This window comes from Rhizobium sp. BR 314 (assembly GCF_047445805.1).
Taxonomy (GTDB): Bacteria; Pseudomonadota; Alphaproteobacteria; order Rhizobiales; family Rhizobiaceae; genus Rhizobium; species Rhizobium lusitanum_B.
This window is the reverse complement of the sequence record NZ_JARWLA010000001.1, coordinates 91,664-104,955: the sequence shown is the minus strand read 5'-3', so window position 1 is coordinate 104,955 and position 13,292 is coordinate 91,664. Positions and strand designations below refer to the sequence as shown.

The following is a 13,292-nucleotide window of genomic DNA, read 5'->3' as shown; positions in this document are numbered from 1 at the left end:
TTGCGGTTTGCTGCCATTGCGGATGTCCACGGCAATCATCTGGCGCTCGAAGCGGTGCTGGAGGATATAAGTGCACAGGGCATTGCCGACGTCGTCAATCTGGGCGATTGCTTCAGCGGTCCGCTGACCTCGGGTAAGACGGCGGATATGCTAGTGGCGCTGAATGCACTGACCGTGCGCGGCAATCACGACCGGTATCTGATCGAGCAGGCGCCGGAAACGATGCATCCGTCCGACAAGGTGGCCTATGCGCAACTGACCGAGCGCCATCTCGATTGGCTGCGCGGCTTGCCCTTTAGCGCCGTCTACCGGGATGCTGCCTATCTCTGCCATGCTACGCCAGAGGCCGATAATGTTTATTGGCTGGAGTCTGTCTCGGCGGATGGTCATGTCTACCAGAAGCCGATCGAAGATATCGAGGCGCTGGCAGCGGGCATCGATTTTCCGCTGATTCTGTGTGGGCACACGCATATTCCGCGCCTCGTCAGGCTTTCCGATGGCCGCTTGATCGTCAATCCGGGCAGCGTTGGTTGCCCCGCCTATGACGACGATCTGCCCCGCTATCACAAGGTGGAAGCCGGCCACCCCTTCGCCTCCTATGCCATTCTTGAAAAGCAGGGTGAGACCTGGCTGCCTGTGTTCCGACAGGTTGCCTATGATCACATGGCGATGGCAAAGCTTGCAGCTGAGAATGGGCGCGCCGAGTGGGCAAGCGGCTTGGCGACGGGCTGGTTGCGGTAGAGCATGTTGCGCAAACCTGTGAAGCGGTTTTGCTGCATCGACATGCGCTTCAAAGATCGGCCAAGATCGACCGATCCACAGTCTTGATATCCCTCTTGCCGCAGAGCGCCATGGAGATATCCAGCTCCTTGCGGATAATCTCGAGTGCCAGCGTGACGCCTTCCTTGCCCATGGCGCCGAGGCCATAGAGAAAGGGGCGACCGATGAAGGTGCCCTTGGCGCCGAGTGCCACCGCTTTCAGCACATCCTGGCCCGAGCGGATGCCGCCATCCATATGCACTTCGATCCTGTCGCCGACGGCATCGACGATCCGCGGCAGCATGCTGATGGAGGAGAGGGCGCCGTCGAGCTGCCGGCCGCCATGGTTGGAGACGATGATGGCATCGGCGCCGGTATCGACTGCTGCCTTGGCATCCTCGACATCGAGAATGCCCTTGATGATCAGCGGGCCGCCCCATTGCTCCTTGATCCAGCGAACGTCGCTCCAGGAAAGTTTGGTGTCGAACTGCGAATGCGTCCAGTGCGCCAGCGTCGTCATGTCGGAAATATCTTTGGCATAACCGATGATATTCCCGAAGGAATGGCGCCTGGTTTTCAGCATATTCATGCACCAGCCAGGCCGTGTTGCCATCTGCCACAGGTTCTTCACCGTCATTTTCGGTGGCGCGGAGAGCCCGTTGCGGATGTCGTTGTGACGTTGGCCGAGGATCTGCAGGTCGGCCGTCAGCACCAGCGCCGAGCATTTCGCCGCCTTGGCGCGCTGGATCAGGTTGAGGACGAAATCACGGTCCTTCATCACGTAGAGCTGGAACCAGAAGGGCTGCTTCGTGACAGAAGCAACGTCCTCGATCGAGCAGATGCTCATGGTCGACAGGGTGAAGGGAATGCCGAATTCCTCTGCCGCCCGTGCCGCCAGCATCTCGCCATCGGCATGCTGCATGCCGGTGAGGCCGGTCGGCGCCAGCGCCACCGGCATGGAGGCGTTTTGGCCAACCATGGTGGTGGCGAGCGACCGGTCGGACATGTCGACGAGGACGCGCTGGCGCAGCTTGATCTTGGCGAAGTCAGCCTCGTTCGCCTGATAGGTCGACTCCGTCCACGAGCCGGAATCGGCATATTGGAAGAACATTTTCGGCACGCGCCGCTCGGCGAGCTTCTTCAGTTCGGCGATGGTCAGCGGCGCGGTCATGGCTCTATGCTTTCTCAGTGGTGGCGTTGTGGTGGGTTCCCGACCCTATTGCAGAGTCGATTTCATCGGCTTTCCGGCGACGTAGCTTTCGACGACGGCGCGGTCGTCGCCCATGGTCTGCAACAGGAACAGCTCTTCGGTGAGGCTCTTCGTCACCTCCATCTTCAACGCCATGGCCGGCGTTGCGGCGGCGTTGAGGACGATGAGATCGGCTTCGGTGCCGATGTCCAGCGTGCCGATCTTGTCGACAAGGGAGAGGGACTCTGCATTCCCGCGCGTCATGTAGTAGTAGCTTTCCAGCGGATTCAGGCGTTCGCCGAGCAGTTGCTGGATCTTGTAGGCCTCATCCATGGTACGCAGCATGGAATAGCTGGAGCCGCCGCCGATATCGGTGGCCACGCCGATGCGCACGGGCTTTTCGCGGCGCGCCAGCGCCTTCAGAGGGAAAAGGCCGGAGCCGAGGAAGAGGTTAGAGGTCGGGCAATGCACCGCGACGGAACCCGCCTCGCTCATGGCGTCGGCTTCGCGCTCGGAAAGGTGGATCGCGTGGCCGAACAGGCTCTTGGGGCCAAGCAGGCCGTAGCGGGCATAGATATCGGTATAGTCGATCGCGTCCGGATAGAGCTCGCAGGTGAATTTGATCTCGTCGTGGTTCTCGGAGAGGTGCGTCTGGATATGCAGGTCCGGGAATTCGCGGGCAAGCGCGGCCGTCGCCTCCATCTGTGCCGGCGTCGACGTGATGGCGAAGCGCGGAGTGATGGCGACGTGGTTGCGGCCCTTGCCGTGCCAATCAGCAATTACCTGGCGGGTCTCGTCGTAACCCATCTCGGGCGTGTCGAGCAGGCCCTGTGGCGCGTGGCGGTCCATCATGACCTTACCGCCGACCATGCGCATGTTGCGGCGCATCGCTTCGGCAAAATAGGCGTCGGCCGAGGTCTTGTGCACAGAGCAATAGGCGACGGCCGTCGTGGTGCCGTGGCGGATCATCTCGTCATAGAAATGTCTGGCGATGCGCTCTGCATGTGCGCTTTCGACGAATCGGCATTCCTCGGGGAAGGTATAGGTGTTCAGCCATTGCAGCAGGTTTGCGGCATAGGAGGCGATCACCTGCATCTGCGGGAAATGCAGGTGCATGTCGATGAACCCCGGCAGAATCAGGTGCGGGCGATGGTCGATTTCGGTCACGCCTTCCGGCGCCCGCGCCTTGATATCGGCATAAGGGCCTGTCGCGACGATCACATCGTCTTCGATCAACAGGCCGCCATCGCTCTCATAGCTATAGCTTTCGGCATCATCGATGCTTTGAGGCAAACGCTTGAAGGAAAGCAGGCGGCCGCGCAGAAGGGTGGTCATTGGCTTTTTTCTCCGATGGAGCTTTCGAACCAGGCTACCAGCAGCTTGCGTTCCTCCGGCGTCACTTCGGTGACGTTGCCCGGAGGCATGGCATGGCTGCGGCCGGCCTGGATATAGATCTCCCGGGCATGCATAGCGATTTGCTCGTCATTTTCCAGCATGACATCCTTCGGTGGGCGGACAATTCCCTCAAAAACGGGCTCGGCTGCATGACACATGGAACAGCGTGCCGAAACCATCTGCTTGACGGCCGGAAAATGCGCGTCGGAGGCGAATTGCTGGAAGGCAGGCGAGACGGCGTTGGCCTCTTTCTCGCCGGTCAGCACCTTCGGAACGGTCGAAAGCCATATGATGACGATGAAGAGGACGAGGGTGACGATCCAGGTCCACGTCGGCCGTCCTTGGCGGGCATGCGTTGTGTTGAACCAATGGCGGATGGTGACGCCCATGAGGAACACCAGCGCTGCGATGACCCAATTGTAAGCCGTGCCGAAGGCCAGTGGGTAGTGGTTCGACAGCATGAAGAAGATGACGGGCAGCGTCAGGTAGTTGTTGTGTAGCGAGCGCTGCTTGGCGATGCGGCCGTATTTCGGATCCGGCGTGCGGCCGGCGATGAGGTCGGCGACGACGATCTTCTGATTGGGAATGATGATCATGAAGACGTTGGCCGACATGATCGTCGCGGTAAAGGCGCCGAGATGCAGGAAGGCAGCGCGGCCGGTGAAGAGATGCGTATAGCCCCAAGCCATGAAGACCAGAACGGCATAGAGCACGATCATCAGGCCCCAGGTATTGTTGCCGAGCGGAGACTTGCAGAGCAGGTCGTAGATGATCCAGCCGACGGCGAGCGAGGCCAGCGATATCAGGATTGCGATGGGAACGCTGACGTCAAGCACATGCCGATCGATGAGGAAGAGATTGGCGCCGCCGTAATAGACGATGCACATCATCACGAAGCCGGAGAGCCAGGTGAAGTAGCTCTCATATTTGAACCAGGTCAGGTGCTCCGGCATCTGTGCGGGTGCGACGAGATACTTCTGGATGTGATAGAAGCCGCCGCCATGGACCTGCCATTCTTCGCCATAGGCGCCGGGCGGAAGATGCGGCCGCTTCACTAGCCCGAGATCGAGCGCGATGAAATAGAAGGAGGAGCCGATCCACGCGATGGCGGTGATGACGTGGAACCAACGCACGGCAAAGGCCAGCCATTCCCAAGCTATGGCGTATTCATACATTCGGTTCCCCTTTTTTCCTTCTTCGACTCGGCACTTTGCAAAATGTTGCGGTCGGATGGAAGGAGAGAGTTTGATCCGCCGGCCAAAAGCCGTGGTCTTGTTTGGCGTCCGGACCGCATTAGATCAGATTATGGCAGTTTTTAATAAGATGCCCTCGGCTGCTTGGAGCGGGCCGTGTCCGCGGCAGCCGTCCATTTCGACGGAGAATCGCCCATGCGTGGTATTCTGGCGCTCGTTTCCCTTCTTTTAATCGCGGGGCCTGCCCTGGCGCATGATGCGCCTTCCGGCTGGTCATATGATCCCTATTGTTGCAATGGCGATGGTGAGACCGGCGATTGCGAAATGATCCCGTCGCGCACGGTCACGATAATACCGGGTGGTTATCGGCTGACGATCAATCCCGGCGATCATCATAACGTGACGCGTGGCCACATCTTTACCCTGCCACAGCGAAGGGCGATGCATTCGCCGGACGGCGCCTATCACCTCTGTCTGTTTCCGGACGAAAACACGCCGCGCTGCTTCTACGCGCCTGACATGTCCGAATAAGCGTCGAACCGGCTGAGCTTGCGGAGCCACTCTAAGTGAGCGGTTGGCCGAATTCGGCGAGGATCCAGTCCCTGAAGGCGCGGATTCGCGGCGTATGGCGCCTGTTCTCAGGGTAGACGATCCAATAGTCCACCCCATCGGTCGAGAGGATGTCGAAGGGCTGAACCAACCGGCCGGCAGCAACCTCATCCGTGTAGAATTCCGGTGTCAACACAGCGACTCCTTGACCGGCTATGGCCGCCGCCGCCTCGAAGGACTGCGCGCCGAGCCTGCTTCGAGGTCTACCCTGGAGGCCAGGGTCCGGCACCCCTGCATCTCCAAACCATTGAACCCACCAGGGGTCGCCGGCATCGATGATGCGTAGCTTCAGAAGATCGGCAGGCTCGTGCACGCCGCCGATCGTCGCTGCAAGAGTTGGGCTCAGCATGGGCGTGAAATTCATCTTCATCAGCAGATGCGCGCGCAATCCGGGCCAGGATCCGCGGCCGGCGCGGATGGCGATGTCGGAGGGTACCCGGCCGAAATCGATGATGGATTCGGATGAGGACAAGCGAACGGCGACATTGGGGTGCTTGAGCTGAAAGGTACCGAGATGGCGGGCGAGCCACTGTGAGGCGAAAGTTGGGGTTGAATGGATATGCAGCGTGGTCTCCGCATCACCGCTGATCGAGGCCATCGCATCCTGCAACATGGCGAAGGCCTCGGCGACTTTCGGTGCCAGTTGCTCCCCGGTTTCCGTCAACTCGATCTGTCGCGGACGGCGCAGGAACAGCGGTTCGCCCACCGTCTCCTCCAGCAATTTGATCTGATAGCTCACGGCCGTCTGTGTCATGCCCAGTTCGTCGCCGGCGCGGGTGAAACTGCCGAGCCGGGCGGCGGCCTCGAAAACGCGCAGGGCATTCAGCGGGAAGCGTTTCGACAGTTTCATGGATAAGTTCTCTTTATCTATGTAGACAATAGTTCCATTGGAATATCAGCACTTTTAGCGGCAAGCTGCAATTCATATCGTTGAATGAATTGAGGTGTCGTTATGGATTGCAGTGTCGTGGAGCAAGTGGAAGTAGCCAGGCCCACGGCTCTGGCGCGTGTTCTGGAAGCGTTGTCGCAGGTTTTCGCACGCTCGGGCAAGCAGTCGCCTGAACTCGATCTGGATGAGGTTCCTGATCGTGTGAAGCGCGATATCGGTTTTCTCGACGGGCGCGAGCCGCGCTATGAGGATGGCCGGCTTCGATAGGCGCGAGGGTCGCTGGATGTTTATGAATAGGGCGCTTGGATGAGCGCCTTTTTTGTTGCGGCAAGACCCTATGCACGTGGCGGCGGCATATTCGCAGTGCCGCCGCTCACATCATCACATGGCTTTGAGCCGTTCGACTGCCATCAGCACCCGCTCTGGCGTTGCCGGTGCGTCGAGCCGTGGGCAAACGCGGTAATCCGCGACGCTGGCCACTGCCATCGATAGGGCCTCCAGCACCGAGATGGGGAGCATGAAAGGCGGCTCGCCCACGGCCTTGGAGCGGCCGATGGTGGCTTCCGTATTTTCCGACCATTCGGCAAGGCGGACGTTGAAGATCTTCGGTCGGTCGGAAGCGAGCGGGATCTTGTAGGTCGACGGTGCATGGGTGCGTAGCCGGCCCTTGGCATCCCACCAGAGCTCCTCTGTCGTCAGCCAGCCCATGCCTTGCACGAAAGCGCCCTCGACCTGACCGATATCGATGGCCGGATTGAGCGAGCGGCCGACGTCATGAAGGATATCCGCCCGGTCGATCAGATATTCGCCAGTCAATGTGTCGATCGATACTTCCGAACAGGCGGCGCCATAGGAGAAATAATAGAAGGGCGTACCGCGGCCGGCCTTGCGATCCCAGTGGATCTTCGGCGTCTTGTAGAAACCGGCGGCCGAAAGCTGGACGCGGGCGAAATAAGCCTGCTTGACGAAATCTGGGAAGGGGATCTCCTCCTCGTCGACGCGCACGCGGTTGGGCAGAAACTGCACCTGCTCGGCGCCGACACCCCATTTTTCTGCCGCAAAGGCGATAAGCCGCTCCTTGAGCTGCCGGGCGGCATCGAAGGCTGCCATGCCATTCAGGTCGGAGCCCGACGACGCTGCCGTTGCCGAGGTGTTCGGCACCTTGCCTGTTGTCGTCGCGGTGATCTTCACCCGGTCGATATCGACCTGGAAGCTGTCGGCCAAGACCTGCGCCACTTTGGTGTAAAGGCCTTGCCCCATCTCGGTACCGCCATGGTTCAGGTGGATGGAACCATCCTGATAGATGTGCACCAGCGCGCCTGCCTGGTTGAAGGCGGTCATGGTGAAGGAGATGCCGAATTTCACCGGCGTCAGCGCGATGCCCTTGCGGATGAAGCGGCTGGAGCGGTTGAATTCGATGATGGCGTTGCGGCGTGCCTGATAGTCCGACGACGTTTCCAGCTCATCGACAACACGGTTGATGATGTTGTCAGTAACTTCCTGATGATACGGGGTCAGTGTCCGGCCGGAGCCGGGCTGGCCGTAGAAATTGGCGCGTCGAACCTCCAGCGGGTCCTTGCCGAGGGCATAGGCGATCTCCTCGATCATGCGCTCGCCGCCGACCATGCCCTGCGGACCGCCGAAGCCGCGGAAGGCGGTGTTGGAGACGGTGTGCGTCTTCAGCGGTTTCGAGACCAGATGCACATGCGGGTAGAAGTAGCTGGAATCCGCGTGGAATAGCGCGCGGTCGGTGACCGGGCCCGAAAGATCGGAAGAGAAGCCGCAGCGCGCGGCATAGGTGGCATCGACGGCGTGGATGCGGCCCTCTTCGTCGAAGCCGACTTCGTAATCCACGAGGAAATCGTGCCGCTTGCCGGTGGCGCTCATGTCCTCGTCGCGGTCGGGCCGGAATTTCACGGCGCGGCTGAGCTTCTTGGCGGCGACGGCTGCGAGCGCCGCAAACTGGTTGCCCTGCGTTTCCTTGCCACCGAAGCCGCCACCCATGCGGCGGACGTTGACGGTCACGGCGTTGGACGGAATGCCGAGGACATGGCCGACGATATGCTGGATTTCGCTCGGATGCTGCGTTGACGACCAGACGGCGACTTCATCGTCCTCGCCGGGGATCGCCATGGCGATATGACTTTCGAGGTAGAAATGCTCCTGGCCGCCGATGCGCATCTGCGCCTTGATCCGATGCTTGGCGTTTGCCATCTCGGTTTCGGGCTCGCCGCGCTTCAAGGTCATCGGCTCGTAAACGAGCGGTGAGCCATTGGCGAGCGCGCCGTCGATATCGCTCCAATGCGGCAGATCGCGATAATCGATCTTGGCAAGGCGAGCGGCGCGGCGGGCGGCATCGCGGGTTTCGGCGATGACGGCGAAGATCGGCTGACCGTGGAACTCGACCTTGCCCTCGGCCAACAGTGGCTCGTCATGCATACCGTTGGAACTGGTATCGTTGACGCCGGGGATATCGGCGCCGGTGAAGACCCAGACGACGCCTGGGTAGGCTTTGACGGCAGAAAGGTCGATGCCTGCGATTTCGGCATGGGCGCGGTCGGAAAGGCCAAGCGCGCCATGCAGCAATCCTGCCGGCTCGGGAATATCGTCGATATAGTCGGCAGCTCCGGTCACATGCTTATGTGCGGAATCATGGCGCAGAGATCCGTGCATCGATCCGTTGATGAAGACCTTGGCTTCTTCGAAAGTGGATTTATCCATGGCTCAGACCTCCTCCGCCGCAAAGCGCTTCAGTTCCTGCGGCGCGCCGGCCGTTTCCAGGTAGAAGCGAAGGAGCAGGTTTTTCGCGGTCAACTGCCTGTATTCGGCGGTGGCGCGCCAATCGCTCAATGGCTTGTAATCGGCATCGAAAGCGGGGCGGATAGCTGTGACCGTCGTCTCCGTCCAGGGCTTTCCGACCAGCTCGGCTTCGACCGTGCGCGCGCGCTTCGGTGTGCCGGCCATGCCACCGAAAGCGATGCGGATATCTCCGACATTGCCGGCATCGTCCAGCGTCAGATGGAAAGCGCCGAGCACAGCGGTGATATCTTCATCGCGTCGCTTCGTGAGCTTGTAGACGGCGAAATGCGCATCGTCGGCCGGGTAGGGGACATAGACACTTTCGACGAATTCGCCGGGATTGCGGTCCTGCTTGCCGTAGTCGATGAAGAAATCTTCCAGTGGCAGGCCGCGGGTGCCGGTTGCCGAGCGAAGTCTGACGGTGGCGCCAAGCGCGATCAGCGGCGGCGGGCAATCGCCGATCGGCGAGCCGTTGGCGATGTTGCCGCCGATGGTGCCCATGTTGCGCACCTGCTCGCCGCCGATGCGGTTGATGAGATTGGCAAGAGCGGGGATTTTTTCCGCCATCACGGTAAAGGCGCGGCTGTAGCTGACGCCGGCGCCGATGGTCAGGCCCGCATCTTCGACCGTGATTTTCTGCAGGTCGGTCAAATGGTTGATGAAGACGACTGGGTTCAGCCGGCGCATCTGCTTGGTGACCCACAGGCCGACATCTGTGGAGCCGGCGACGACGGTTGCGTTCGGCTCCTCTGCCAGCACCTGCGCCAGAGCTGCAACAGAACCGGGCACGATGAGGCGGTCTTCACCCTCGGTAATGGTAATGGTATCGCCGCCCTGCATGGCCCAGAGACGGGCGATGATGTCTGCCCGCGTCTTTTCCAGCGGATCGAAGAGGGCGCTCGGACGCTTCTGGCTGACCTGCTCGGCCGCCTTGACGATTGGCTCGTAGCCCGTGCATCGACAGAGATTGCCTTGGAGCGATTTTTCGATCTGGGCGCGGCTCGGTTTTTCCGTCGTCAGCCAGAGGCCATAGAGCGACATGATGAAGCCCGGGGTACAGAAGCCGCATTGCGAGCCGTGGCAATCGACCATGGCCTGCTGTACAGGATGCAGCGTGCCGTTGCGGGCGGCGAGATGCTCGACGGTGACGACATGGGTTGCATGCAGCGAGCCGACGAAGCGAATGCAGGCATTGACCGACTCGTACTGAAGCCCGCCATCGATGAGGCGGCCGACCAATACCGTGCAGGCGCCGCAGTCGCCCTCAGCACATCCTTCCTTGGTTCCCGTCAGGCGCCGCTGGAGGCGCAGGAAATCGAGCAGCGTCTCGGTGGGGCGCAGGCTGGATAGCGTGATATCCTCGCCGTTGAGGATAAAGCGGATGCTGTCGCTCATGTCGTTCCCGTTTTTATTCGTTTGTCGGGGCCAGAGGTGCTGACGCGAATCCGGCCCTAACCGCATATCGTTATGCCGCGGTCCAGCCACCGTCAATCGAGACGTGTGTGCCCGTTACCTGGCGTGCCTCGTCGCTTGCAAGGTAAAGCGAAAGGGCGCCGATCTCCTCGGCCTTGACGAATTCATGCGTGGGCTGAGCCTTGAGGATGACCTCGTTTTTCACCTGCTCCTCGGTCATCCCTCGCGCCTTGGCCGTATCCGGGATCTGCCTTTCGACGAGCGGGGTCAGGACATAGCCGGGGCAAATGGCGTTTACCGTGACGCCGAATTCGGCAAGCTCAAGCGCCGCCGTCTTGGTCAGGCCGAGTATACCATGTTTTGCAGCGACATAGGCTGATTTGAACGGGGAGGCGACGAGGCCATGCGCTGAGGCGATGTTGATGATGCGGCCATACTTCTTCGCCTTCATCAGCGGGATGGCGGCACGAATGGTGTGGAAGGAGCTGGAAAGATTGATCGCGATGATCTGGTCCCACTTCTCGATCGGGAAGTCCTCGATCTTCTCGACATGCTGGATACCGGCATTGTTGACGAGAACATCGACACTGCCGAAGGTGGAGTTCGCGGTTGCGATCAGGTCGGCGATCTCGGCAGGCTTGGTCATATCGGCTGGATGATAGATCACCTTGCCGCCACCCGATGCTTCCAGCTTATCCTTGATCGCGTCGATTTCCTCTGGCTTTCCGAAACCGTTGATGACGACGTTATCACCCTTGGCGGCAAAGGCCGCCGCGATGGCGAGGCCGATACCGCTTGTGGAACCGGTGACGACAACTGTTCTTGCCATGATCTTCTCCCTGGACAGCGCAGCTTTCTGCTGCAATGCAAAAGCCGATTGAGCCTAGTCCCAAACCCGCGAACATGGCAATCGTATCGCCGTCAGGTTCTTTTGCTGTTACGTCAACCATCATGGCGCAGCTGAGAAAGCAGAGTTTTCGCGAGAAATTTCGTTTTGCTTTCTTTTCACATTCGTTTTGGTCGCGTATCTGTTGATCCCACGAAGACAGGGAGGAATGCATGAGCGGTTATGTCTTGGCGATCGACCAGGGGACGACGTCGACGCGGGCTATCGTTTTCAACGGCAAGATGAAGGTTGCCGGTGTGGGGCAGAAGGAATTCACCCAGCATTACCCGAAGCCGGGCTGGGTGGAGCACGATCCGGAAGAAATCTGGTCGTCCGTCCTCTTCACCGTTCGCAAGGCCATCGACGCCGCTGGCATTACCGCCAAAGACATCGCAGCACTCGGCATTACCAATCAGCGTGAGACCGTCGTCGTCTGGGATCGCGAGACCGGCAAGCCGATCCACAATGCCATCGTCTGGCAGGATCGCCGCACGGCCAGCTATTGCGAGAAGCTCAAGCGACAGGATCTCGAAAAACTGTTTACCCGCCGCACCGGCCTGCTGCTCGATCCCTATTTTTCCGGCACCAAGCTTTCCTGGCTGCTTAACAATGTGAAGGGCGCACGCGCACGCGCCGAAAAAGGCGAGCTTTGCTTCGGCACGATCGATGCCTTCCTCATCTGGCGGCTGACGAGGGGCGGGAGTTTCTCCACGGATGCCACCAATGCCTCGCGAACGCTGATGTACAATATCGCCAGCAACGAATGGGACGACGAGCTGCTGGACATCCTGCGCGTGCCAGCCGCAATGCTGCCTGAGGTCAAGGATTGCGCCGCCGATTTCGGTGTGACCGATCCTTCGCTCTTCGGCGCCGATATCCCGATCCTCGGTGTTGCCGGCGATCAGCAGGCGGCGGCGATCGGCCAGGCCTGCTTCGAGCGCGGCATGATGAAATCCACCTATGGCACAGGTTGCTTTGCATTGCTCAACACCGGCGCGGATATGGTGCGCTCCAAGAATCGTCTGCTGACGACGATCGCCTATCGGCTGAACGGCCAGACGACCTATGCGCTTGAGGGCTCGATCTTTATCGCGGGCGCCGCCGTGCAGTGGCTACGAGATGGCCTGAAGGCCATCCAGCATGCCTCCGATTCCGGCGACCTAGCAGCCAAGGCGGACCCGCTTCAGGAGGTCTATCTCGTGCCGGCGTTTACCGGCCTTGGCGCACCCCATTGGGACCCGGATGCGCGCGGTGCGATCTTCGGTCTGACCCGCAATACCGGCCCGGAGGAAATCGTCCGTGCGGCGCTGGAGGCGGTCTGCTATCAATCGCGCGATCTGTTGGATGCGATGCACAAGGATTGGCGCAACGGCAGCGGCGAGGACACGGTGCTGCGCGTCGACGGCGGCATGGTCGCCTCCGACTGGACGATGCAGCGGCTGGCCGATCTGCTGGATGCGCCCGTCGACCGTCCGACCATCCTGGAAACCACGGCACTCGGTGCCGCCTGGCTGGCGGGCAGCCGTGCCGGCATCTGGCCGGACCGGGAGGGCTTCGCCAAGGCCTGGGCGCGCGACCGCCGGTTCGAGCCTGATATGGATGACAGGACCCGAAACGCAAAGCTGAAAGGCTGGAAGAACGCGGTGAAGCGGACCCTGACCACCGGTTAGGGGTTCGGGCCATTTATACGGTCGCCTACTTCATCGTTCATCGGCAAAACACTCACCCTGGTGTTTCCGAGAAAATGAGCGGCACCGGGTTCCGTCACCGAAAACGCTCCATTCCTCGAAACCTCACCACAAACTTTGAAACAGGGCACCGGCTATGCGTTTCATCTTGCTGCTACTTGTTGCAATGCTATCGGCTCCAGCGATGGCGCAAACGGTTCCTTCAGCAGAATGGGAGCATCCGTCACCAGAGGAATCCGGGTGGTCGGCGGCAAAGCTGGCCGAGGCGGAAGCGTTTGCGGACGAGCATGATGTCAGCGCCGTGATGGTCGTTCAGCACGGGGTAGTCGTTGCAGAGTGGGGGGATACTGACAAGCCGATGGAATTGGCGTCGATCCGTAAAAGTCTGCTTGATGCGCTGATCGGGATTGCCGTGGCGCATCGCAAGATCGATCTCAGTGCGACGCTGCAACAGACTGCGATCGACGACAAT

12 protein-coding genes are annotated in these 13,292 nt (G+C 60.4%); 4 read left to right on the top strand and 8 right to left on the bottom strand.

Going from position 1 to position 13,292, the window contains the following annotated elements; translation table 11 throughout:
• Positions 1-741 carry a metallophosphoesterase family protein gene (locus tag QD461_RS00490; RefSeq protein WP_414085994.1) on the top strand — a complete coding sequence of 247 codons (741 nt, stop codon included), beginning with the start codon at positions 1-3 and terminating at the stop codon, positions 739-741.
• 49 nt (positions 742-790) lie between these two features.
• Here the strand turns inward: QD461_RS00490 and QD461_RS00485 are convergent, their stop codons facing one another.
• Genes QD461_RS00485 through puuD form a run of 3 tightly spaced genes read right to left on the bottom strand, consistent with a single transcriptional unit; the run spans position 791 to position 4,518 of the window.
• Complete coding sequence (locus tag QD461_RS00485) at positions 791-1,930, bottom strand: L-lactate dehydrogenase (RefSeq protein ID WP_414085993.1); 1,140 nt, start codon at positions 1,928-1,930, stop codon at positions 791-793.
• Between the two features lie 45 nt (positions 1,931-1,975).
• The gene (gene guaD, locus QD461_RS00480) at positions 1,976-3,283 is read right to left on the bottom strand and encodes a guanine deaminase (RefSeq protein WP_414085992.1); all 1,308 of its coding nucleotides are present in this window, start codon (positions 3,281-3,283) and stop codon (positions 1,976-1,978) included.
• Positions 3,280-4,518, bottom strand: coding sequence for a urate hydroxylase PuuD (gene puuD, locus QD461_RS00475; protein WP_414085991.1), 1,239 nt, complete (start codon positions 4,516-4,518; stop codon positions 3,280-3,282). The genes guaD and puuD overlap by 4 nt, the downstream gene beginning before the upstream one ends.
• 213 nt (positions 4,519-4,731) lie before the next feature.
• On the opposite strand from puuD, the gene QD461_RS00470 reads away from it, so the two are divergent.
• Positions 4,732-5,067: a hypothetical protein gene (locus QD461_RS00470; protein ID WP_184703046.1), complete on the top strand. Its 336-nt coding sequence runs from the start codon at positions 4,732-4,734 to the stop codon at positions 5,065-5,067.
• A gap of 31 nt (positions 5,068-5,098) precedes the next feature.
• On the opposite strand, the gene QD461_RS00465 is transcribed toward QD461_RS00470, so the two are convergent.
• Complete coding sequence (locus tag QD461_RS00465) at positions 5,099-5,995, bottom strand: LysR substrate-binding domain-containing protein (protein ID WP_414085990.1); 897 nt, start codon at positions 5,993-5,995, stop codon at positions 5,099-5,101.
• Positions 5,996-6,097: 102 nt separating this feature from the next.
• Here QD461_RS00465 and QD461_RS00460 point away from each other — a divergent pair, with 102 nt between their 5' ends.
• Positions 6,098-6,301 carry a hypothetical protein gene (locus tag QD461_RS00460; RefSeq protein ID WP_414085989.1) on the top strand — a complete coding sequence of 68 codons (204 nt, stop codon included), beginning with the start codon at positions 6,098-6,100 and terminating at the stop codon, positions 6,299-6,301.
• A 114-nt stretch (positions 6,302-6,415) separates the two neighbouring features.
• Here QD461_RS00460 and xdhB read toward each other — a convergent pair whose 3' ends face one another.
• The 3 genes from xdhB to QD461_RS00445 all read right to left on the bottom strand — a co-directional run bounded on the left by xdhB (position 6,416) and on the right by QD461_RS00445 (position 11,075).
• The gene (gene xdhB / locus QD461_RS00455) at positions 6,416-8,755 is read right to left on the bottom strand and encodes a xanthine dehydrogenase molybdopterin binding subunit (RefSeq protein ID WP_414085988.1); all 2,340 of its coding nucleotides are present in this window, start codon (positions 8,753-8,755) and stop codon (positions 6,416-6,418) included.
• A gap of 3 nt (positions 8,756-8,758) precedes the next feature.
• Positions 8,759-10,228 (bottom strand): xanthine dehydrogenase small subunit, encoded by a 1,470-nt coding sequence (gene xdhA, locus QD461_RS00450; RefSeq protein ID WP_414085987.1) that lies wholly within the window; start codon positions 10,226-10,228, stop codon positions 8,759-8,761.
• 70 nt (positions 10,229-10,298) lie between these two features.
• Positions 10,299-11,075 carry a 3-hydroxybutyrate dehydrogenase gene (locus QD461_RS00445; protein ID WP_184703050.1) on the bottom strand — a complete coding sequence of 259 codons (777 nt, stop codon included), beginning with the start codon at positions 11,073-11,075 and terminating at the stop codon, positions 10,299-10,301.
• A 230-nt stretch (positions 11,076-11,305) separates the two neighbouring features.
• Between QD461_RS00445 and glpK the strand changes: the two genes are divergently transcribed.
• Positions 11,306-12,802 carry a glycerol kinase GlpK gene (gene glpK, locus QD461_RS00440; protein WP_414085986.1) on the top strand — a complete coding sequence of 499 codons (1,497 nt, stop codon included), beginning with the start codon at positions 11,306-11,308 and terminating at the stop codon, positions 12,800-12,802.
• A gap of 241 nt (positions 12,803-13,043) precedes the next feature.
• Here glpK and QD461_RS00435 read toward each other — a convergent pair whose 3' ends face one another.
• The gene (locus tag QD461_RS00435; protein WP_414085985.1) at positions 13,044-13,271 is read right to left on the bottom strand and encodes a hypothetical protein; all 228 of its coding nucleotides are present in this window, start codon (positions 13,269-13,271) and stop codon (positions 13,044-13,046) included.
• Positions 13,272-13,292 lie beyond the last annotated feature (21 nt).

What these genes read in the sequence shown, in the direction of transcription:
- QD461_RS00485 (WP_414085993.1), bottom strand. Translation starts at nt 1,930, where the DNA reads ATGACCGCGCCGCTGACCATCGCCGAACTGAAGAAGCTCGCCGAGCGG.
- guaD (WP_414085992.1), bottom strand. Translation starts at nt 3,283, where the DNA reads ATGACCACCCTTCTGCGCGGCCGCCTGCTTTCCTTCAAGCGTTTGCCT.
- puuD (WP_414085991.1), bottom strand. Translation starts at nt 4,518, where the DNA reads ATGTATGAATACGCCATAGCTTGGGAATGGCTGGCCTTTGCCGTGCGT.
- QD461_RS00470 (WP_184703046.1), top strand. Translation starts at nt 4,732, where the DNA reads ATGCGTGGTATTCTGGCGCTCGTTTCCCTTCTTTTAATCGCGGGGCCT.
- QD461_RS00465 (WP_414085990.1), bottom strand. Translation starts at nt 5,995, where the DNA reads ATGAAACTGTCGAAACGCTTCCCGCTGAATGCCCTGCGCGTTTTCGAG.
- QD461_RS00460 (WP_414085989.1), top strand. Translation starts at nt 6,098, where the DNA reads ATGGATTGCAGTGTCGTGGAGCAAGTGGAAGTAGCCAGGCCCACGGCT.
- xdhB (WP_414085988.1), bottom strand. Translation starts at nt 8,755, where the DNA reads ATGGATAAATCCACTTTCGAAGAAGCCAAGGTCTTCATCAACGGATCG.
- xdhA (WP_414085987.1), bottom strand. Translation starts at nt 10,228, where the DNA reads ATGAGCGACAGCATCCGCTTTATCCTCAACGGCGAGGATATCACGCTA.
- QD461_RS00445 (WP_184703050.1), bottom strand. Translation starts at nt 11,075, where the DNA reads ATGGCAAGAACAGTTGTCGTCACCGGTTCCACAAGCGGTATCGGCCTC.
- glpK (WP_414085986.1), top strand. Translation starts at nt 11,306, where the DNA reads ATGAGCGGTTATGTCTTGGCGATCGACCAGGGGACGACGTCGACGCGG.